General features: G+C 67.2%; 18 protein-coding genes and 1 tRNA gene. 10 read left to right on the top strand and 9 right to left on the bottom strand.

Annotation, left to right across the window (positions count from 1 at the left end; all coding sequences use genetic code 11):
* The first annotated feature begins 86 nt into the window (after positions 1-86).
* Both ACFORO_RS33270 and ACFORO_RS33265 read left to right on the top strand, forming a co-directional pair.
* Positions 87-956 (top strand): mechanosensitive ion channel family protein, encoded by an 870-nt coding sequence (locus ACFORO_RS33270; RefSeq protein ID WP_377896706.1) that lies wholly within the window; start codon positions 87-89, stop codon positions 954-956.
* 350 nt (positions 957-1,306) lie between these two features.
* Positions 1,307-1,945: a nicotinamide mononucleotide transporter family protein gene (locus ACFORO_RS33265; RefSeq protein WP_354750123.1), complete on the top strand. Its 639-nt coding sequence runs from the start codon at positions 1,307-1,309 to the stop codon at positions 1,943-1,945.
* 2 nt (positions 1,946-1,947) lie between these two features.
* On the opposite strand, the gene ACFORO_RS33260 is transcribed toward ACFORO_RS33265, so the two are convergent.
* The 3 genes from ACFORO_RS33260 to aceE all read right to left on the bottom strand — a co-directional run bounded on the left by ACFORO_RS33260 (position 1,948) and on the right by aceE (position 6,459).
* Complete coding sequence (locus tag ACFORO_RS33260) at positions 1,948-2,193, bottom strand: hypothetical protein (protein ID WP_344272426.1); 246 nt, start codon at positions 2,191-2,193, stop codon at positions 1,948-1,950.
* A gap of 152 nt (positions 2,194-2,345) precedes the next feature.
* Complete coding sequence (locus tag ACFORO_RS33255) at positions 2,346-3,557, bottom strand: alpha-hydroxy acid oxidase (RefSeq protein WP_377874175.1); 1,212 nt, start codon at positions 3,555-3,557, stop codon at positions 2,346-2,348.
* A gap of 106 nt (positions 3,558-3,663) precedes the next feature.
* On the bottom strand, positions 3,664-6,459 hold the full coding sequence (aceE, locus tag ACFORO_RS33250; protein WP_377874174.1) for a pyruvate dehydrogenase (acetyl-transferring), homodimeric type: 2,796 nt from the start codon (positions 6,457-6,459) through the stop codon (positions 3,664-3,666).
* Positions 6,460-6,858: 399 nt separating this feature from the next.
* Between aceE and ACFORO_RS33245 the strand changes: the two genes are divergently transcribed.
* The 3 genes from ACFORO_RS33245 to ACFORO_RS33235 all read left to right on the top strand — a co-directional run bounded on the left by ACFORO_RS33245 (position 6,859) and on the right by ACFORO_RS33235 (position 7,940).
* On the top strand, positions 6,859-7,293 hold the full coding sequence (locus ACFORO_RS33245) for a DUF3052 domain-containing protein (protein ID WP_067591158.1): 435 nt from the start codon (positions 6,859-6,861) through the stop codon (positions 7,291-7,293).
* Positions 7,294-7,348: 55 nt separating this feature from the next.
* The gene (locus ACFORO_RS33240; protein WP_020657595.1) at positions 7,349-7,813 is read left to right on the top strand and encodes a peroxiredoxin; all 465 of its coding nucleotides are present in this window, start codon (positions 7,349-7,351) and stop codon (positions 7,811-7,813) included.
* Positions 7,814-7,865: 52 nt separating this feature from the next.
* Positions 7,866-7,940 (top strand) — tRNA-Val (locus ACFORO_RS33235).
* A 197-nt stretch (positions 7,941-8,137) separates the two neighbouring features.
* On the opposite strand, the gene ACFORO_RS33230 is transcribed toward ACFORO_RS33235, so the two are convergent.
* Complete coding sequence (locus ACFORO_RS33230) at positions 8,138-8,293, bottom strand: hypothetical protein (RefSeq protein ID WP_377874173.1); 156 nt, start codon at positions 8,291-8,293, stop codon at positions 8,138-8,140.
* Between the two features lie 389 nt (positions 8,294-8,682).
* On the opposite strand from ACFORO_RS33230, the gene ACFORO_RS33225 reads away from it, so the two are divergent.
* Both ACFORO_RS33225 and ACFORO_RS33220 read left to right on the top strand, forming a co-directional pair.
* Positions 8,683-10,407: a hypothetical protein gene (locus ACFORO_RS33225; protein WP_377874172.1), complete on the top strand. Its 1,725-nt coding sequence runs from the start codon at positions 8,683-8,685 to the stop codon at positions 10,405-10,407.
* Between the two features lie 80 nt (positions 10,408-10,487).
* The gene (locus ACFORO_RS33220) at positions 10,488-10,685 is read left to right on the top strand and encodes a hypothetical protein (protein WP_377874171.1); all 198 of its coding nucleotides are present in this window, start codon (positions 10,488-10,490) and stop codon (positions 10,683-10,685) included.
* Positions 10,686-11,374: 689 nt separating this feature from the next.
* On the opposite strand, the gene ACFORO_RS33215 is transcribed toward ACFORO_RS33220, so the two are convergent.
* Entirely contained in the window at positions 11,375-12,559 is a 1,185-nt protein-coding gene (locus ACFORO_RS33215) for an aminotransferase class V-fold PLP-dependent enzyme (RefSeq protein WP_377874170.1), read from the bottom strand.
* Between the two features lie 46 nt (positions 12,560-12,605).
* On the opposite strand from ACFORO_RS33215, the gene ACFORO_RS33210 reads away from it, so the two are divergent.
* Positions 12,606-13,220 carry a GntR family transcriptional regulator gene (locus ACFORO_RS33210; protein ID WP_354750163.1) on the top strand — a complete coding sequence of 205 codons (615 nt, stop codon included), beginning with the start codon at positions 12,606-12,608 and terminating at the stop codon, positions 13,218-13,220.
* A gap of 4 nt (positions 13,221-13,224) precedes the next feature.
* Positions 13,225-13,986: a metallophosphoesterase gene (locus ACFORO_RS33205; RefSeq protein ID WP_377874169.1), complete on the top strand. Its 762-nt coding sequence runs from the start codon at positions 13,225-13,227 to the stop codon at positions 13,984-13,986.
* A 3-nt stretch (positions 13,987-13,989) separates the two neighbouring features.
* Here the strand turns inward: ACFORO_RS33205 and ACFORO_RS33200 are convergent, their stop codons facing one another.
* From ACFORO_RS33200 to ACFORO_RS33185, 4 genes are read right to left on the bottom strand one after another with little or no spacing between them, the layout of a single operon-like run.
* Positions 13,990-15,615 carry a CocE/NonD family hydrolase gene (locus ACFORO_RS33200; RefSeq protein WP_377874168.1) on the bottom strand — a complete coding sequence of 542 codons (1,626 nt, stop codon included), beginning with the start codon at positions 15,613-15,615 and terminating at the stop codon, positions 13,990-13,992.
* A gap of 57 nt (positions 15,616-15,672) precedes the next feature.
* Positions 15,673-16,617 carry an asparaginase gene (locus ACFORO_RS33195; protein ID WP_377874167.1) on the bottom strand — a complete coding sequence of 315 codons (945 nt, stop codon included), beginning with the start codon at positions 16,615-16,617 and terminating at the stop codon, positions 15,673-15,675.
* Complete coding sequence (locus tag ACFORO_RS33190) at positions 16,614-18,050, bottom strand: amino acid permease (protein ID WP_377874166.1); 1,437 nt, start codon at positions 18,048-18,050, stop codon at positions 16,614-16,616. The genes ACFORO_RS33195 and ACFORO_RS33190 overlap by 4 nt, the downstream gene beginning before the upstream one ends.
* The gene (locus tag ACFORO_RS33185; RefSeq protein ID WP_377874185.1) at positions 18,047-18,724 is read right to left on the bottom strand and encodes a FadR/GntR family transcriptional regulator; all 678 of its coding nucleotides are present in this window, start codon (positions 18,722-18,724) and stop codon (positions 18,047-18,049) included. The genes ACFORO_RS33190 and ACFORO_RS33185 overlap by 4 nt, the downstream gene beginning before the upstream one ends.
* 403 nt (positions 18,725-19,127) lie before the next feature.
* Between ACFORO_RS33185 and ACFORO_RS33180 the strand changes: the two genes are divergently transcribed.
* On the top strand, positions 19,128-19,734 hold a 607-nt coding region (locus tag ACFORO_RS33180; protein WP_377896704.1), incomplete at its 3' end, for a PHP domain-containing protein.

Raw genomic sequence — 19,734 nt, 5'->3', positions numbered from 1 at the left:
CTCGGGTGCAGTGGGTACCTGTCCTGCGACCCGGTGCGACAGGACGGTGCCGGAATCCACGTCGAACCGCGGCGAAGGGAGCCAGCGTGGGTGAACAACTCAAGGACGGACTCGGACAGGCCTGGAATCTAGTGGCCACGTTCGTCCCGAAACTCGTGGGTTTTCTGATCATCCTCTTGATCGGCTGGCTGATCGCGAAAGCCGTGTCCAAAGCCCTCGGGCTCGTTCTCGGAAAACTCGGTTTCACGCGGCTGGTGGAGAAGACCGGGCTGACCGGAATGGTGAAGGGCGCGAATCTCGACGCCACCACGGTGCTCGTGAAACTCGTCTACTACTTCATTCTGCTGATCGCGCTGCAGCTCGCGTTCGGGGTGTTCGGGCAGTCGAACCCGGTGAGCCAGCTGCTGAACGACATCATCGCGTTCCTGCCGAGGATCCTGGTCGCGGTGGTGCTGATCATCGTGGCCGCGGCGATCGCGAAGGTCGTGCGGGACGTCGTCTCCGGGGCGCTTTCGGGCAGGTCGGCCGGACGGCTGCTCAGCACGGTCGCGTACTGGCTCGTGATGGCGTTCGGCATCATCGCGGCGCTGGGCCAGGTGAACATCGCGACGTCGGTGACCGGCCCGGTGCTCATCGCGGTGCTGGCGACCGCGGGCGGCGTGATCGTCGTCGGCTTCGGCGGCGGCCTGATCAAGCCCGCCCAGGAGCGGTGGGGCGGCTGGCTGGCCAACCTGCAGGGCCAGGTCGGCTCGGGCTCGGGCAACGGCTCGCGGGAGCCGGGCCAGGTGAGCGGGCAGCACGCGCAGGCCGGGCAGGCCCGGACGCAGGGCTACCCGCAGTCCCAGTCGGGCAGCCTTCCGCAGCCGAGCGAGCAGACCCGGCAGATGCCGGCGGACGGCGGCCGCCCGCCGGAGCCGCCGACCCCGCCCGCAGGTTTCGGGCGCGTGGACCGCTGAGCCGGTACCAGCAGGGAGGTTGAGGCCGGTGCTTCCCGCAGGCATTCACCGGCGTCGGGCCGTGCTGCTGACCGGATTCGAGCCCGGTCAGCAGCTTCGCTGACGGCCTTCACCGATCCGCGGATCGGTGGCCAGGGGCCGCGTTGCTTCGGCAGCGCGGCCCCTGGCGTTCTGCCCCGCCTTCGCGGGGCTTGCTAGGGCGATAGAGGCCCGGTGCCACCCCGGCGCCGGGCCTCCGCCATGCCCGGCTCCGGCGTCCACTCAGCGGGACTGTCCGCAGTCTCACATCGGCGCGGGAATGGAGGCTCCGTGTTGCATGTTGGGAGGCGTAGATCGGAAGGGGTGCGGACGTGGACTTCCTGTTGCACCACGGCGTGACTGTGTTCGGCCAGTGGATCTCGATCGCGGAGCTGGCCGGGCAGGTGTTCGCGCTCGCGGTCGTGTTCCTCGCGCAGCGGCGGACGCTGTGGACCTGGCCAGTGCAGGTCGGCGCGACCGTCCTGCTGTTCTCCGTTTACGCCTCCGCGCATCTCGGCGGCCTCGCCGGGCGGCAGGTCGCGATCCTGCTCATCTCGCTTTACGGCTGGTGGGCCTGGAACCGCCGGACCGACCCGGTGTACGGCGTTGTCGTGCGCAAGGGCCGCTGGACCGAGCGGGCCGTGATGCTCGGCGCGTTCGGGCTGGGCACGGTCGCGATGGCGCTGACGCTGCAGGCACTCAACGCTTCGTGGGCGCCGTGGCCGGATGCTGCGATTTTCGTCGGGACGCTCGTCGCGTTCGCCGCGCAGGGCGTCGGGCTCGTGGAGTTCTGGGGCGTGTGGCTGGTGGTCGACGCGATCGGCGTGCCGCTGCAGATCCGCTCCGGCCTGTACTTCTCGGCCGCGATCTACATCGTCTTCGCCGCGCTGGTGGTCCACGGCTGGGTCACGTGGAACCGCTCGGCGCGCACCGCGGTCGTCGGCGACAAGACCGTCGCCGCGGCGCGCTGACCTCAAGCGCCGAGCGCGAGCTGCCCGTCCGGGGTCAGTTCGGCCGCCGTCCATTGCCCGACCGCGCCGCCTAGCGCGGAAACCGGGCGGACCAGGCCTTCCCGGACGAGGTCGTGCGCGGTCGTCTGGTCGCAGCAGGGCAGGCCGTCGACCCTCAGGTCCGGTTCGCAGCTGCGGGTGAGTTCGGCTCGGCCGGCGGCGATCGCGCGCAGCATCGCCAGCGCGCGGCGGTTCAGCGTGACGGACATGGTCTTCTCCCTCGGATGATCCGAAGGCAGGAGACGTGATGTCGGTCACTGGATACCGGATTACGCCTACTGCACCAATCCGCGTTGAAGGTCCGTGAAGGGCTCCTTGAGGGAATCAGATTCCCTCAAGGAGCCCTTCACGGACTTGAGGCTCAGCGGAGCGTCGCGTGGGTGGGGCGCAGGTCGTCCACCCGCCGGACCCCGAGCAGCTGCATCGTGCGGATCATCTCCGTGCGCAGGATGTCCACGCAGCGCTGCACGCCGCGCTCGCCGCCCGCCATCAGGCCGTACAGGAACGCGCGGCCGATCAGCACCGCGTTCGCGCCGCGGGCGAGCGCGGCCACGATGTCGCCGCCGGACAGGATGCCGGTGTCGACCCAGACCTCGGCGCTGTCCTGGATCTCGTCCAGCGTCGCGGGCAGCAGCTCGATCGGCGTCGGCGCACGGTCGAGCTGGCGGCCGCCGTGGTTGGACAGCAGCACCGCGTCCGCGCCGTGTTTCACCACGTCGCGGGCGTCGTCGACGTTCTGCACGCCCTTGATCACCAGCTTCCCCGGCCAGGTCTGGCGCACCCAGTCGAGGTCGTCGAAGTTCAGCGTCGGGTCGAACAGCTTGTCCAGCAGTTCCGCGACGGTGCCGCCGAAGCGGTTGAGCGACGCGAAGTTCAGCGGCTCGGTGGTCAGCATGTTGAACCACCACGCCGGGTGCGTCGCGCCGTCCACGAACGTCTTCAGCGTGATCGCGGGCGGGATGGTGAGCCCGTTGCGGACGTCGCGCAGCCGCTGGCCGGCCACCGGGGTGTCGACGGTCAGCAGGAGCGTGTCGTACCCGCTCTCCCACGCGCGATTCATCAGATCTTCGCCCGCGCCGTGGTCGCGCCACACATACAGCTGGAACCACTTGCGCGCGTCCGGGGCGGCCGCCGCGAGGTCCTCGATCGACGTGGTGCCCATCGTCGAGAGCGCCATCGGCATGTCGTTGCGCTGCGCCACGCGGGCCACCGCGCGCTCGCCCTCGGTCTGCATCATCCGCGTGAACCCGGTGGGCGCGAACGCGAACGGCAGCGCCGAGCGCTTCCCGAGGATCTCCCTGCTGGTGTCCACATCGGACACTCCGCGCAGCACGTTGGGCCGGAATTCCACGCGGCGGTAGGCCTGCCGGGCGCGGCGGAGACTGTCCTCGAGCTCGGCCGCGCCGTCGGTGTAGTCGAACGCCGCGCGCGGGGTGCGTTTGCGCGCGAGCATCCGCAGATCGGCGATCGTGTGCGCGCCGGCGAGGCGCCGATCGGTCGGGTTCAGCACGATCGGCTTCGGCCGCAGGATCTCTTTGAGCTCGCTGGGCCGGGGCAGGCGACGCTGGGTCACGCTCGACCACCTTTCGTCAGGCATCCGGATACATCCGATGTCTACCTTAAGGCAGAGGCCCCTCCCGGACACTGTCCCGGAGGGGCCCCTGGCGTTCAGGCAACGGTCACGCGCTGCCGGAGTCGGACGTCTGCGGCCCGGCGGCCGCCACGTCGTCGAGCCGGTAGCGGCGCGCCGCCTCGGCGACCTTCGCCTGGTCGAACTCGCCGCGCTTGGCGAGCGCGGACAGCGCGCCGACGGTGATCGACTCGGCGTCCACCAGGAACTTGCGCCGCGCGGCCGGGCGGGTGTCGGAGAAACCGAACCCGTCGGTGCCGAGCGTGAGCATGTCGGCGGGCACCCACGGGCGGATCATGTCCGGCACCGCGCGCATCCAGTCCGACACCGCCACGACCGGGCCGGAAACCTCGCCCAGCTTCTGCGTGACGTACGGAACCCGCGGCGTCGCGTCCGGGTGCAGCAGGTTCTCGTGGTCGATCTCGACCGCTTCGCGGCGCAGCTCGCCCCACGACGTCGCCGACCACACCGCGGCCCGCACGCCCCACTCCTCGGCCAGCATCTTCTGCGCCTTCAGCGCGTCCGGCATCGTGACGCCGGAGACGAGCACCTGGACCTCCGGCCCGTCGCCCGCAGGGGCGTCGGAGTACCGGTAGAGGCCCTTGAGGACGCCCTCGACGTCCAGGTTCTCCGGCTCGGCCGGCTGCTGGTAGGGCTCGTTGTAGATGGTGATGTAGTAGAAGATGTTCTCGCCGTTGCCGTCCGGGCCGGTCTCGCCGTACATCCGGCGCAGGCCGTCCTTGACGATGTGGGCGATCTCGAACGAGTACGCCGGGTCGTACGCCACCACGGCCGGGTTCGTCGCCGCCAGCAGCAGCGAGTGCCCGTCCGCGTGCTGCAGGCCCTCGCCGGTCAGCGTGGTGCGGCCCGCGGTGGCGCCCAGCACGAAGCCGCGGGCCATCTGGTCCGCCGCCGCGTACAGGCCGTCGCCGGTGCGCTGGAACCCGAACATCGAGTAGAAGATGTAGATCGGGATCATCGGCTCGCCGTGCGTCGCGTAGGACGTGCCGACGGCGGTGAACGACGCGGTGGAACCCGCCTCGTTGATGCCCTCGTGCAGCAGCTGGCCCTTCTCGGACTCCTTGTACGCCAGCATCAGGCTCGCGTCGACCGAGGTGTAGGTCTGGCCGTGCGGGTTGTAGATCTTGGCGGTCGGGAACATCGAGTCGAGGCCGAACGTGCGCGCCTCGTCCGGGATGATCGGGACGATCCGCTTGCCGATCTCCGAGTCCTTCGCCAGCTCGCGGATGAGCCGGACGATCGCCATCGTGGTGGCGACCTCCTGCTTGCCCGAGCCCTTGCGGACGCCCTCGTAGACCTTGTCGCCGGGCAGCACGAGCGCCTTGGCGGTCTTCGGGCGGCGTTCCGGCAGGTACCCGCCCAGCGCCTTGCGGCGGCCGCGCATGTACTCGATCTCCGGCGAATCCGGGCCGGGGTGGAAGTACGGCGGCAGCTTCGGGTTCTTCTCGAGCTCCTCGTCGCTGATCGGGATCCGCTGCGCGTCCCGGAACAGCTTCAGGTCGTCGAGGGTGAGCTTCTTCATCTGGTGCGTGGCGTTGCGGCCCTCGAACGACGGGCCGAGGCCGTAGCCCTTGATGGTGTGGGCCAGGATCACCGTCGGCTGGCCGTGGTGCTCCATGGCCGCCTTGTACGCCGCGTACACCTTGCGGTAGTCGTGCCCGCCGCGCTTGAGGTTCCAGACGTCGGCGTCGGAGAGGTCCTTGACCAGTTCCTTCGTCCGCGGGTCGCGGCCGAAGAAGTGCTCGCGGACGAAGGCGCCGTCGTTGGCCTTGTACGTCTGGTAGTCGCCGTCCGGCGTGACGTTCATCAGGTTGACCAGCGCGCCGTCGCGGTCGGCCGAGAGCAGCGAGTCCCACTCGCGGCCCCAGATGACCTTGATCACGTTCCAGCCCGCGCCGCGGAAGTAGGACTCCAGCTCCTGGATGATCTTGCCGTTGCCGCGCACCGGCCCGTCGAGCCGCTGCAGGTTGCAGTTGATCACGAAGGTCAGGTTGTCCAGGCCCTCGCCCGCGGCCACGTGGATCAGGCCGCGCGATTCGGCCTCGTCCATCTCGCCGTCGCCGAGGAACGCCCAGACGTGCTGGTCGGAGGTGTCCTTGAGGCCGCGGTCGCGCAGGTAGCGGTTGAACCGCGCCTGGTAGATCGCGTTCATCGGGCCGAGGCCCATCGACACCGTCGGGTTCTCCCAGAACTCCGGCATCAGCCGCGGGTGCGGGTACGACGGGAGGCCGCCGCCCTCGCCCGCGTGGCTGAACTCCTGGCGGAACCCGTCGAGCTGCTGCTCGGAAAGGCGGCCCTCGAGGAACGCGCGGGCGTACATGCCGGGGGAGGCGTGGCCCTGGAAGAAGACCTGGTCGCCGCCGCCGGAGTGGTCCTTGCCGCGGAAGAAGTGGTTGAAGCCGACCTCGTACAGCGCCGCCGACGAGGCGTAGGTGGAGATGTGGCCGCCGACGCCGACGCCCGGCCGCTGCGCGCGGTGCACCATGATCGCCGCGTTCCAGCGGATGTAGCGGCGGTAGCGGCGCTCGATCTCCTCGTCACCGGGGAACCACGGTTCGTTCTCGGTGGGGATCGTGTTCACGTAGTCGGTCGACGTGAGCGCCGGGACGCCGACGTTGCGCTCCCGGGCGCGCTCGAGGATGCGCAGCATCAGGTACCTGGCCCGCTGCTGGCCCCCTCGGGCCAGCGCCTCGTCGAAGGAGTCCAGCCATTCGCTGGTCTCTTCCGGGTCGATGTCGGGAAGGTGCGCCGCGAGTCCGTCACGGATGACGCGTACGCGAGCCGGGGTCTCCTTGCCGGAGGCGCCGTCGTTCTGCGGGGCCAAGGGGTCTCCTTGTAGCTGGTTGTAGCCGTTGTAGCTGGTGGGCGGGAGTGTTCGCCGACGTCCATGGTCGTCCCGGTTGGGGTTCCCGTCACCTGTACTGCCCGGTAACATCGGCCGCCCGAGTGTCGCCACTCCCCGCGCACGGTGTATCGCGCGCGCGTTTTCTCTCCTCCACCCTAAAGGAGGCTCCCGGGGAGAGCTTCGCAGTGGTGGGGTACTGAGTGCCACCCGGAGTCGGGCGAGCGGGTGGTAAGCCCCTACGCTGCAGACACGACTTGCCAAAGATCCGGTGTGGACGGTTGCGCGCAGCGCCGCGTCAGTGTTCGCTGTTCGACAACCGTGTATCCGAGTGCGGCGGACCTACTGCCGCGCTCCGTCGTAGTTGGAGGAGTGGAAGCAGTGGTCGCCGCGGGAGACGCAGGCAGTGCCGGCGTCGCCGAAAGCCTTGGCATCAAGCCGGACATGGTGGTCCAGGAGATCGGCTGGGACGAGGACGTCGACGACGACGTTCGCGCGGCGATCGAGGAAACGATCGGCGGTGAGCTCCTCGACGAGGACGCCCAGGAGGTCATCGACGTCGTGCTGCTGTGGTGGCGCGACAACGACGGAGACCTCGGGGACGCGCTGGTAGACGCGCGCGGCCCGCTGGAGGAGGACGGCGTGATCTGGGTGCTGACCCCGAAGACCGGGCAGCCCGGGCACGTCGAGCCCAGCGACATCGCCGAGGCGGTGCCCCAGGTCGGGCTCGCCCAGACGGCGAACATCAGCGTGGGCCCCGGCTGGCTGGGCACCCGGCTGGTGTCGCCGAAGTCCTCGAAGGCCAAGCAGCGCTGACGCCGCGATAGGGTGGGCGGCACGCTCGTGTTCGCTCTGGAGAGGAATCGCCGGTATGGCCGTCGAGGTCGGTTCGCAGGCCCCTGACTTCACGCTCAACGACTACAACAAGCAGCCGGTCACGCTGTCGCAGTTCAAGGGCGACAAGCCGGTCCTGCTGGTGTTCTACCCGTTCGCCTTCAGCGGGATCTGCACCGGCGAGCTGTGCCAGCTGCGCGACGAGTTCGGCGACTACGACGGCAAGGGCGTCCAGGTGCTGGGCGTCTCCGTCGACACGCCGTTCTCGCTCAAGGCGTGGGCCGAGGTCGAGGGCTACCAGTTCCCGCTGCTGTCGGACTTCTGGCCGCACGGCGAGGTGGCGCAGAAGTACGGCGTCTTCAACGACCAGGCGGGGCTCGCCGTGCGCGGCACCTTCCTGATCGACACCGAAGGCGTGGTCCGCTTCGCCGAGGTCAACGCGCCCGGCGAGGCGCGCGACCAGGCTGGGTGGAAGAAGGCCGTCGAGGAACTGACTGCCTGATTTCCTGTTTCTTGTTTCGCTCGCCGGGGCGGGTTCTCCCGCTCCGGAGTGCGGGCGCATAGCTCAGCGGAAGAGCACTCGGTTTACACCCGAGCGGTCGCAGGTTCGAACCCTGCTGCGCCCACCACGATCGGCCTGACCCCATCCGGTGAAGTCTTCACTGGATGGGGTTCGTCGTTTCGCCGTCCAGATTGCCTCTGGCGTCCCAAGCCGTAGTCCGGGAGTCTAAAGCGCGTGGAGCGTGCTTTCCTCCTCTGCGACACTTGTCGGCGTCGTCTCGTGCCTAACTCGACGCCGTGACCGCGGTGTTCGCCGGGCCGGGCTTCACCGGCTATCTGCATGACGTGTCACGCGTGGAGCTGAAGGCGTCGACTTCGCAGGCTCCTTCGGCTTCGCCAGCAGCGCCTTCGGCAGCACAACCATGCCAAGCTGCCGCAGAATGCCCAGCGGCGAGCCCGAACCCGGGTTGACGACCAGCACTGTCGCTCACCTCGCCGACCCCAGCTGTGTCGTCTGTCTCGGCAGTCGGTGCAGGGCAGTCTGAGTGTTCAGCCAGCTGTAGGCAGCCGCTGCGCCGCGTCAGCAACCGGTCGCGGCGGCTGGAGAGCAGGCCCTGGCATCCGGTGACTGGTACTGAGCGAAGGCACCGTTCAAGCCTTGCCTTAGCCGGGTGAGCTGAGAACACCGTTCGGCCTGATGATGATCACCGATTGGCCAGAAGTCAGATCCCATGCCAATCGTGTACGGCCAAAAGAGTGAAACTATGTATGCGTACAACCGTGCTGTAACAGGTCGTAACAGTTGGAAGCCATCGATCGACCATCTATGTCGAAACGTCGTCCGCGATTGGATCCTTGCATGGAGGGGCAATGGGCACAGGTTCGACTGCCAAAGTCTGGCGCAAGGGTAGCCCGTGGATCATTTGCGCTGTTCTCTCCGTTTTGGTTTTTCTATTTCTTGCGGTCGGAGTTGTTGACTTTCCTCAATCATCTTTGATCAAGAGTGGTCTTGTGGTACTCGGTGCTGTCTGGTTGTTGGTTCACATATTCTCTCGGTTTGTGGTTAGGCCGGACAAGGGTGCGGCTCTCGGCCCGGCAAGGCCCAGGTCGCCAACTCTGAGGCAGATCGAGCAGGATGAAATGGACGTATATCGTCGATACGACAAGTCTTCTCTTGCTTACTTTGTCAAGCTTCTGCTCGGCTTGCCGGTCTTTTTGCAGCGGGTGAACGAATTTGCTCAGTATCAAGAGCGATCGGTGCACATGCGCACCACCTTGACGTTCCGGGTTGACCGTCTCATGGCTGACGACGGTTCATCACCCTCAGTCGAAAGTCGATCGAGTTCGGGTGCTCTTTTGGTTCCGCTTGTCATCACTAAGCGCGGAAACCTGTTTGACAATTTGAATGTTACCGATTCTAGCGGTGTTATGGTTCCAACTCTATCTCAACGAGAGTCTAGAGGCCTGCTTGCTGCGACACTCAAATCCATGTTTGCCATGGCAGTTTTGGAAAGCAGGCGGGCCAGTGGTTCGGCGGACTTGTTCTCAATGCAGCCACGCGATCAAAACATAATGTGGAACTTGATTCAACATGTTATCTGTCACGGTGAAAAGCTTACCGGACAAGCGCGGGCGCATATCGCTGAACAGGTTGACTGTATTGAGCTTCTGAGTCAAGATATACCATCCAGTTGGAAGTTGAGCATTAGAGCGTTCTGCGAGACGTTTGCCGAGTATTATGTTATCGCGGCCGCCCCCGAGTTGCCTGGCAGTCAGGCGCTGTTTCTGACTTATGAGCACGATATACCCGGGCAGAACTTCCTGGACAGCCCATACAGGCGCTTGCGTGCCCGTTTTGGCCTTCGTCCCCACTCGATCGATGTCAGCTTGACGCGCGTATTGCAGTCCGATAGTTATCACTTTCAGTGCCCAGCTCCCGAAGGTCAGTATATTTTTGATCACCACATCGGTGTCGAAGGAACTGATAAATGGCTTTGTCAGGACGACTTTATTATCGGAAAAGAGCAGCAGTACGTGCGCATGTATCACCAGTCTGGTCGACCAACGGCGCACCTGTATGTGCGCACTCAAGGCGATGCGCAGCCGAGTCGGAATCAAGATTTTAAAACGCGCGTTGATTTCCGGGAGATACCGCCAGGAGCGCTCGGTGTGTCGACAATCCTGTCGATGGTCTCGGCGTTTATTCAGATTTTTATATTGCTGACACATGTCGGGCTTCAAACGGGTCAGCATGGAAGTACTGACGTCACGGCATTCTTGCTTGCCGCACCTGCCTTCGTCGCAATAATGCTGGGCGGGACTGTTAATCCGATGAGTGTCGCGGGCTCTTCGTTGAGCACGTACTTCGGCATGGTTTCGATAATGATGCTATCCCTATGTTCGGCTCTTGCATACGTTTGGGTTAATAGTGGCGGCAAGGACGGCCAGTTTCATTTGACTCTGCTCGATGGGCATGCGAGCCTGCATCTGAGCTACATTTGGACGCCGATTGCCTTGTTGAGCGCAGTCTTGGCGATATATCTAATGCAGAAGACCTATCATGAGATTAAATATTATTTAAGTCTAACCCGTTAGTGGTGGAAAGTTTCGAGTTGCCTGTCTGGCGGTAGGGGTGGTAAAATATGACAACTATTAACAGTGCGTCAGGAAGTCGCGTGAAGAAGCAACCGGAGAGTGACTGGGGCGCGGGAGCGCTCATTATTCGCAGGCCGGAGGCGGGTGACTCCGTGTTGGCGCGCCTGAATGTGCTGAAGACGGTGGCGCAAGCTGCACTTGTCGATCAGGTCATCGATCATCTTCAGGACCAAGAGGCGATCCCCTCATCCTTCCAAGCAAACGACGTGCCGGATTAGGCGTGTACTTGACTGTTCGCGAGTCGTCGAGGTAGGTGCGTGCGGCTTCTTTCATGGATCGTCCAAGTAGATCCTGAAGCGAGATGGCGAGTAGCTCCGGTGGGCGGTTTGCTCGTTTGTCATCTTGAGGCGGCTCCGAAGGGCCTCTGACGGGCAGTCGGCACAGCTCGCTATACGTAAGTTGTTCGCCGCCGCGCTCCAGGAGTCCGGCGGCGAAGCTGCCTGGTCTTCAGGACGGTGACCTCGCGGTAACGAACGTCGCAACTTCGGCAGGGTGCTTCCAGGTCTCGTGCCGGTCGCCTGTCCGCTGCTGCGCCGTCTGCAGCGGAGAGCGCGTGGCGATCTCCTGGCGTACCGCGGCCGAGGTTTCCTGTGCTTCGAAACCTCTTCAAGTTAGGGCGGTGCCCGCCCGGTGGAGAAGCCAGGTGATGGCCTGAAGCGGCGGTTCGCGGCGAACACCCGTATTGCTTTCCCTGCAGCCTGACTCGCGTCCCGCCTGGAGACAAGAGAAGACCCCCTGGGCCGGGTTCCCCCATCAATCCCGGCCCAGGAGGCCTTCCCTTTTCCTCCCCCGGCCCCGTCGGGCCTGCCCCCTCGACAGGCCCGGCCGCAGCGCACTCCGCGGGTGTACGCGAGACAGGAGGCGGCTTCGGCGGTGCTGGATACTGCGCCAAACGGGTGATCTCCGCCTAGCGCGCGAGCGCGGCGACCTCACTCGTCAGCCGGTCGATTTCCTCCTCGGTGTTGTAGTAGTGCACCGACGCGCGCACCAGGTCCGGCAGGCGGCGGGCGGCGAAGTCGTACTGCGCCGACGACGGGTGCGCGACGCTCGTGTTGATCTTCGCCGCGTTCAGGCGGTCCTTGATCTCGTCGGAAGGCAGCCCGTCGACGCTGAACGTCACGAGGCCGCACTTGCGCGCGCCGGCGTCGTGCACGGTGACTCGGTCCAGTTCGGCCAGGCGGGTGCGCAGGGTCGCGGCCAAAGCGGTGACCCGCTCTTCGATCGCGGGCAGGCCCCATTCCAGCGCGTAGTCCACGGCCGCGCCGAGGCCGAGCACGGCGGCGAAATCGCGTTCCCACACTTCGAAGCGCTTCGCGGTCGGGTCGACCACGTATTCGGCAGGGGAGGTCCACTTGGCCGAGTGCAGGTCGAGCATCGCCGGCTCGAGGCGGTCGCGCAGGCGCGGGTGCACGTACAGGAAGCCGGTGCCGCGCGGGCCGCGCAGATATTTGCGGCCGGTGGTGGTCAGTGCGTCGCAGCCGATTCGTTCGACGTCGAGGTCCAGCTGGCCGGCTGACTGGCAGGCGTCGAGCAGGAACGGGATGCCTGCCTCGCGCGCGACGGCGCCGATTTCCTCGGCAGGGTTCACCAAGCCGCCCTGAGTCGGCACGTGGGTCACCGCGATGAGCTTCACGTCGGAGTCGATGCGGCGGCGCAGGTCGTCGACGTCGAGCTGGCCGGTTTCGTCGTTGTTCACGACCTCCACGGTCGCTCCGGTGCGGCGGGCGATCTGCAGGTAGGCGATGGCGTTGCTGGCGTATTCGGCGCTCGCGGTGAGGATCCGGTCGCCCGGTCCGAACGGCAGCGCGTAGAAGATCGCTTGCCACGAGCGGGTCGCGTTGTCGCTGAGCGCGATGTCTTCGGGAGCGGAGTTGAGCAGCCGCGCGACCGAGGTGTACACGCCGTCGAGGCGGTCTTTGGCCTCTTCGGCCGCTTCGTAGCCGCCGAGCAGGGATTCGGTGCGCAGGTAGTCGATCACGGTGTCGGTGACGCGGGCGGGCGGGAGCGCGGAGCCGGCGTTGTTGAAGTGCGCGACTCCGACGCAGCCGGGCGTTTCGTACCTTGCGCGGTCGACATCGAAAGAGCGGGCCATATGAACTGAATACAGTACGGCCGATCTGTGTGCAATACTTCATCGCATGGTCAAGAGACTTATGCGCGGTGAACTTATCGAGGAGATCACCGCGCGCGTCCTCGACGGACGGTTTCCCGCAGACACCCGGATCAACGAAGTCCGCCTGGCGAACGAGCTCGGCGTGTCCCGGACGCCGTTGCGCGAGGCGCTGATCGGCCTCGCCGACCGCGGCCTCCTCGTCGCCGCGCCGGGCCGCGGATTCCTCGTCGCGCCGTTCGACCCGCAGGAAGCCCGCCGGCTGTACCCGCTGGTCGCCGAGCTGGAAGCACTCGCGCTGCGCTGGACGTCGCCGCTCGAACTCGCCTCGCTCCCGGACGCGCTCGACCGGATTTCCGACGAGATAGCCGATTCCTGCGACCTGCCCGCGGCCGACGACCGCTGGCACGCGCTGCTCACGTCCCGCTGCGACAACCCGCATCTGCTGCGCTTGATAGAGCAGACAAAGCCGTTGCTCAAACGCTACGAGACGGCATACTTCGGCGGTCGGGACCGAGCGGCGGAGAGCGTGGCCGAGCACCGCGAGATCGCGGCGGCACTGCGGGCGGACGACCTGCCCGGCGCGTCCGCGCTGCTCGTCCGGAACTGGGTGAAAGCGTTGGCGTACTTGAAAGGGAGCTGATCCGGTGCGGGTTTTCGCGCATCTCTCCGACATCCACCTCGACGGCGGCGATCGCGCCGACGCACGAGCCGTCGCGGTGACCCGGTACCTGCGAAACCTCGAAGAGCCGGTCGACGCCGTCTTCGTCACCGGCGACCTCGCCGATCACGGCCGGCCCGAGGAGTACCGTCGCGCGGCCGAATTGCTCAACCTTCCGGTGCCGGTGGTGTCCTGCCCCGGCAACCACGACGTCCGCGCGCAGTTTCGCGAGGCGCTGCTGGGAGAACCGGCCAGCGACGCACCGGTGAACTCCGCGACCAAGGTGGCCGAAGTGCTGCTCGTGTCGTGCGATTCGACGATCCCGGGCAAGGGCGCCGGGTACCTCGCCGACGAGACGCTGGCCTGGCTGGACGACACGCTCGCCGCTCACGACGGCCCGTCGTTCGTCGCCTTCCACCACCCGCCGCTCGATGTCGGAGTACCGCTGGTGGACGCGATCCGCCAGACCGGCGAAGACCGGCTCGCCGCCGTGCTGAAGCGGCATCCCGGCGTCGCGGCGCTGCTCTGCGGACACGTGCACACCGGCGCGGCGACCGAGTTCGCGGGCGTTCCGGTGCGCGTCGCGCCGGGCGTGGTGTCCGGATCACTGCTGCCGGTGGAACCCGGCGCGGGGCGCGGCTGGGACGAGGGCGGGCCGCTGGACTTCGACAGCCCGCCGTCGCTGCTGCTGCACGTGCTGCACGACGACGGCAGGCTGACGACGCATCAGCGCGCGGTCATTCAGTAACGGTCACCGGGTAAAGACCGGCAGCGTCACCCGGGACGGCCGGGTCTCGTCGTGGAACACCTCGAACCGGTTCGGCGCGCTGCGCACCGCGGACGAAACCCGTTCTCCCGTACCGTGATTGCGCGCGAAGCGGGGGAACGCGCCGCCCGCGACCTGCACGCGCAACCGGTGCCCGCGGCGGAAGCGGTACGCGGTCGGGTCGAGTTCCACCTCGGCCCGCACCACGCCGTCGGCATCGGCTTCCGGCGAGCCGGGACGCAGCCGCAGGATGCCGTCGGTGACGTTGCGCGAGATGCCGCCGGGGTCGACGTCGCACAGCCGCACATACACGTCGGCGTCGGCCAGTTCGGTCCGCACGAACACGGTGGCGGACACGTCGCCGATCACGTCGACGTCGTGCACCAGTGGCTCGCCGGTGAACACCAGCACGTCGTCGCGCGCCTCGGTCGCGGAATTGTCGCGCTGCTTGGTCTTTCCCATCAGCAGCGGCCCGCCGACGGCCGGGGTCGGGTCCGCCGGGTCGTAGGTGAACGGCGTGGGCAAGGCCTCGCCGGGCACCGTCTCGCCGAGGCCGCCGACCGGGCGCAGATGGGCGTGCGTGGGCTCGGAAGCGGGCGGCCAGTGGTCGAAATCGAGCCAGGCGGACGCCTGCTGCAGGAAGATCCGCACGGGGGAGCGCTGCAGCTGCGTGCGGTCGTCGGCGAGGTGCGCGCGCAGGAAGCCGAGCTGGTCCTGGATCAGCACGCGGAAGCTCGCCGGCTCGCCGTGCGACCACGGCCCGACGGTGATCCGCGGCGACCGCCCGGCGTCCTGCAGCGTGCGGAAGTCCCGCAGTTGCGCGCGGACGAACAGGTCGTACCAGCCGGTGACCATGCTGACCGGCACCTCGAGCTTCGCGACTTCCGCGCTGTGGTCCGACATCGCCCAGAAGTCGTCGTCCGGGTCCGCGTGCTCGGTGACGTCCTGCAGGAACTGCACCGGCTTGCCGATCGCCACCACGTCCGCGCCCGCGATCGGCAGATACGCCATCGCGTTGCGCGTGCGCCGCGTCTGCAGCGGGTTCGGCAGCGCGGCGAACCGTTCCTCCTGTTTGCCGATCATGGCCGACCAGGACACCATGTTGTCCGCCGCCAGGACCCCGCCCGGGTAGAACGTGCTGACGAATTCCGAGGCGGTGATTCCCAGGCACATGGCTTCCAGCGGCGGGTCCAGGTACGGGCCGATCGCCCACTGGGTGTGGCCGAGGTAGCTGGCGCCCGCCATGGCGATCCGTCCGTCGCACCAGGGTTGCTCGCGCAGCCATTCGGCGGTGGCGATCCCGTCTTCGCGTTCGTGGTGGAACGGGCGGAACTGGCCTTCTGAGCCGAAGGTGCCTCGGGTGCTTTGGAGGACTGTTTGGAGGCCGTGCCTCGCGAACGTTTCGCCGAACAGCTTGGCGAGGGGGCCGGTGCGGCCGTAGGGGGTGCGGATCAGGACTACTGGGCCGGTCGTCAGGCCGGGCGGGGCATAGCGGTCGGCCAGGAGGTGCGCGCCGTCGTGCATGGGGACGCGGAGGCCTTTGGCGGCGGTCGGCGCCGGGCCTTCGGCGGCGGGAAGCCCGAGCAGCCGGTCGACGATTCGGTTCAGCACGTAATCGAACGTACGCGAGTTGTTAGGGGTTCGCTCCTGCTGAAGAGGGGCGTGGAACTAGGCGGCCAGCGCGTCCGTCACTCGAAGGGCGGGATCGCTGAAGGGAGCAAGCACCTCTGCGTCGACGCCCGCTCGTGCCAGTGCGGCCGCGAGCACCGCAGGCCTGGCACGGTCGCCGCCGTCCGCGATCTTCAGTGCTACCGCGGTTCCGTCGGGAAGCGCGGCGAGCTGCACGGCCTCGAAACCGTCCTTCGCGATGAGCCCGGGCACGGTTTGCATGAGCCGGGTGACGTCGCGTCGGCTTCCCGCCACTAGATCCGGATGCTGCCGGATTCCGTTGGCCACCAAGGACTCCGGCGAACCGTCGGGTGCGGTCGCGATCCGCGAAGCAGCCCGCGCCAACCCCCGCAGCGAGAGCGCGAACAGTGGCGCACCGCAGCCGTCCGTGGCGACTCGCGGCACGGTCTCCCCGGTCAGATCCTCGACGGTTTCCCGGATCGTGCGCTGCAGCGGATGCGCCGGATCGAGGTAACCCTCGACGTCCCAGCGCTGCTCCCCGCAGACGGCCAGCATCGCCGCGTGCTTGCCGGAGCAGTTGTGTGCCAGGCGTGACGGCTTCCGGCCCTCTGCGATCCACGCGTCTCGCTCGACTGGGTCGTACGGCAGGTCAGCCGGGTTGCCCAGATCAGCTTCAGCGAAGCCGTAGCTGGTCAGGACGGCGGCGGCCGCTTCGAGGTGTCGCGGTTCGCCGGAGTGGCTGGCTGCGGCGATCGCGAACCCGCGCGGATCCAGGCGCAGTCCGAGCCGGGCCATGGCGGCGGCTTGCAACGGCTTCGCGGTTGAGCGCGGGTACATCGCGACGTCGGGGTCGCCTGCCTCGAACAGGGTCGAACCGTCGGGAGCGAGCACGACGACCGAACCGTGGTGTACGCCTTCGACCATGCCGTCGCGCAGAAGGTGGACCAAAGGGACGTGCCGCGGGTCGCGTTCCTGGGGGATCACGACGCTTCTGCCTTGTCGAACGCGCTCATGTCGATCCGCTTGCGCACGACGAACCAGCCGACCACGAGCGCGACGACGATCACCGGCAGCGCCATCAGGGTGATCCGGCCGGTCTTGTCGAAGCCCATCAGCACGACGACCGCGGCGAGGAACACGAGCGTCGCGATCTCGGTGTAGGGCGAGAACGGCAGCCGGAAGCGGGGACGGGTGACCTCGCCGCGCTTGGCTTTTCGCACGAACAGCAGGTGGCTGAGCACGATGATCGCCCAGGTGCCGAGGATGCCGACGGCGGCGAAGTTCAGCACGATTTCGAACGCGTCCTTCGGCACCACGTAGTTCAGCCCGACGCCGATCACGCACACCGAAGACGTGAGCAGGATCCCGCCGTAAGGCACCTGGTTGCGGTTCATCACGCCGGTGAACTTCGGCGCGGACCCGGCCAGCGACATCGAGCGCAGGATTCGCCCGGTCGAGTACAGACCCGAGTTGAGGCTCGACAGCGCGGCGGTCAGGACGACCAGGTTCATGATGCTGTCCGCATAGGGCACGCCCAGCTTCGCCAGCACCGTGACGAACGGGCTTTGATCGGCCGAGTAGGCGTTCCACGGCAGCAGCATCGCCAGCAGCACGACCGAACCGACGTAGAACACCGCGATCCGCCACATGATCGAGTTGATCGCCTTGGGCACGACCGCCTTCGGGTTCTCCGTCTCGCCCGCCGCGACGCCGACCAGCTCGCACGACGCGTAGGCGAACACGACGCCCTGCACGATCAGGATCATCGGCACGATGCCCGCCGGGAAAACGCCGCCGTGGTCGGCGATCAGCTGCGGGCCGGGCGCGTGGCCGTCGATCGGGTGCTGCGTCACCAGCAGGAAGATGCCGACGAGCAGGAACAGCACGAGCGCGGCGACCTTGACGATCGAGAACCAGAATTCCATCTCGCCGAAGAGCTTCACCGAGACGAGGTTCAGCGACAGCACGACCGCCAGCGCGATCAGCGCCAGCACCCACTGCGGGATCGGCGTGAAGAACGACCAGAAATGCGCGTACAGGGCGATGGCGGTGATGTCCGCGATGCCGGTGGTCGACCAGTTGAGGAAGTGCATCCAGCCCGCGATGTACGCGCCCTTCTCGCCCATGAACTCGCGCGCATAGGACACGAACGCGCCGGACGACGGGCGGTGCAGGATCAGCTCGCCCAGCGAGCGCACCACGAAGAACGCGAAGAGCCCGCAGACCGCGTACACGATCGCGAGCGCCGGACCGGCCTGTGCGAGCCGTCCGCCCGCGCCGAGGAACAGGCCGGTGCCGATCGCGCCGCCGATGGCGATCATGTTGATGTGCCGGGATTTCAGCGCCTTGCGGTATCCGGCGTCGCCCGCGTCGGCGGTGTCCGCCTCGGAAGTCGCGGGCAGGGTTTCTTCAGTCACGCGGTGGTACCTGTTTCTGCTTCGCCGGCGCGGGTCGGCCGGACGATCGTGGTCAGGGTCTTCTCGACGTGATCGAGATGCTCGGTCATCGCGGCCGCGGCCGCATCTTCTTCGCCTTCGGCGATCGCAGTGACGATGCGCCGGTGCTCGACGTTCGACTGCGTCCGCCGTCCGCCGAGCTGGTTCAGGAACGCCGACTGGCGGGCCAGCGCGTCGCGGATCTCTTCGATCACCTTCGCGAACACCGGATTGCCTGATGCCCGTGCGATCGTGACGTGAAACTGTGAGTCGAGCGCCACCCACGCGGTGTCCGAGGTCTCGGCGTCCATCCGGTCGACGAGATCGGCGAGGCGCGCGAGCTGGTCCGCGTCTCGGCGGCGCGCGGCGTATCCGGCCACCGGGACCTCGACGTGGCGGCGCACCTCGACCAGGTCGCGGGCCGAGTAATCGCCGAACGTAGGGTTCTCCGGCGGCCCGCTCGCGGTGACGAACGTGCCGCGGCCGGTGCGCGACACAGTCAGCCCGAGCGCCTGCAGCCCGCGCAGCGCCTCGCGCACGACCGAGCGGCTGACCTCGAACTGCCTGCCCAGCGCGGCTTCCGACGGCAGCTGGTCGCCGACCGCGTACTCCCCGCGTTCGATCGCCTCGCGCAGGTAGCCGAGCACGGCCTCCATCGCGCTGACGCGCCGGGGGAGCGGTCCGGCTGCCCGGCTGTCAGACAGGTTCACGCGTCGGATCGTCGGTTCCGGCCCGGCCGCTGTCAAGCGGTGCACCGGCCCCTTTCTCGGCGGTTGTGGCTTGGTTCACGCTCCCGAGTGACATTCGGCGGACCGGCTCCCGGCGGGTCCGGTTTTGTCGGTGCCGGGTGCGACTGTGTCCGGGTACGGGAGAGCGCACCGGTGATCACCACCGGGAACGCGTCCGGCGCGCCGCCCGGCGCGTCGGGGCCCGCGCCCGGCGGTTCGGAGGGAGGATGCCGGGGCGCTCTCCGAACTCGCGGCGGACTAGGGTGGGCAGCCCGGGCCCGCCGCGTCGACCGGAGCCGGGAAGCCGTCTGCCTAGGGGAGGTTTTCGCTGGTGTCGAACGATTCTTTCGTCCACCTGCACGTCCACACCGAGTATTCGATGCTGGACGGTGCGGCGAAGATCGGTCCCCTTTTCGCGGAGGCGGCCCGGTTGGGCATGCCCGCGGTGGGGATGACTGATCACGGGAACATGTACGGCGGGGACGAGTTTTTTCAGACGTCGAAGAAGCACGGGATCAAGCCGATCATCGGCATTGAGGCGTATGTGGCGCCGGAGTCGCGGTTTCACAAGAAGCCGGTGTTCTGGGGGCAGTCGAACCAGCGGGGTGCGGACGAGCTGGGCGAGGGCGGGGATGTGTCGGGTGCGGGTGCGTATACGCACATGACGATGCTGGCGGGGAACGCGACCGGGTTGCGGAATTTGTTCAAGCTGTCGTCGCTGGCGTCGATCCAGGGGTATTACCGGAAGCCGCGGATGGATCGGGAGCTGATCGCGGAGAACGCGTCGGGGATCATCGCGACGACGGGTTGTCCGTCGGGCGAGGTGCAGACGCGGTTGCGGCTGGGCCAGCGGGAGGCGGCGGTCCAGGCGGCGTCGGATTACAAGGACATTTTCGGCGCGGGGAATTTCTTCCTGGAGCTGATGGACCACGGGTTGC

Source organism: Amycolatopsis halotolerans, assembly GCF_042647905.1.
GTDB classification, from domain to species: domain Bacteria; phylum Actinomycetota; class Actinomycetes; order Mycobacteriales; family Pseudonocardiaceae; genus Amycolatopsis; species Amycolatopsis halotolerans.
This window is presented reverse-complemented; position numbering and strand designations above follow the sequence as displayed.

Coding starts and splice junctions, on each gene's coding strand:
- ACFORO_RS33185 (WP_377874185.1), bottom strand. CDS start 18,724: ATGGAGGCCGTGCTCGGCTACCTGCGCGAGGCGATCGAACGCGGGGAG.
- ACFORO_RS33225 (WP_377874172.1), top strand. CDS start 8,683: ATGGGCACAGGTTCGACTGCCAAAGTCTGGCGCAAGGGTAGCCCGTGG.
- ACFORO_RS33210 (WP_354750163.1), top strand. CDS start 12,606: ATGGTCAAGAGACTTATGCGCGGTGAACTTATCGAGGAGATCACCGCG.
- ACFORO_RS33260 (WP_344272426.1), bottom strand. CDS start 2,193: ATGTCCGTCACGCTGAACCGCCGCGCGCTGGCGATGCTGCGCGCGATC.
- ACFORO_RS33240 (WP_020657595.1), top strand. CDS start 7,349: ATGGCCGTCGAGGTCGGTTCGCAGGCCCCTGACTTCACGCTCAACGAC.
- ACFORO_RS33215 (WP_377874170.1), bottom strand. CDS start 12,559: ATGGCCCGCTCTTTCGATGTCGACCGCGCAAGGTACGAAACGCCCGGC.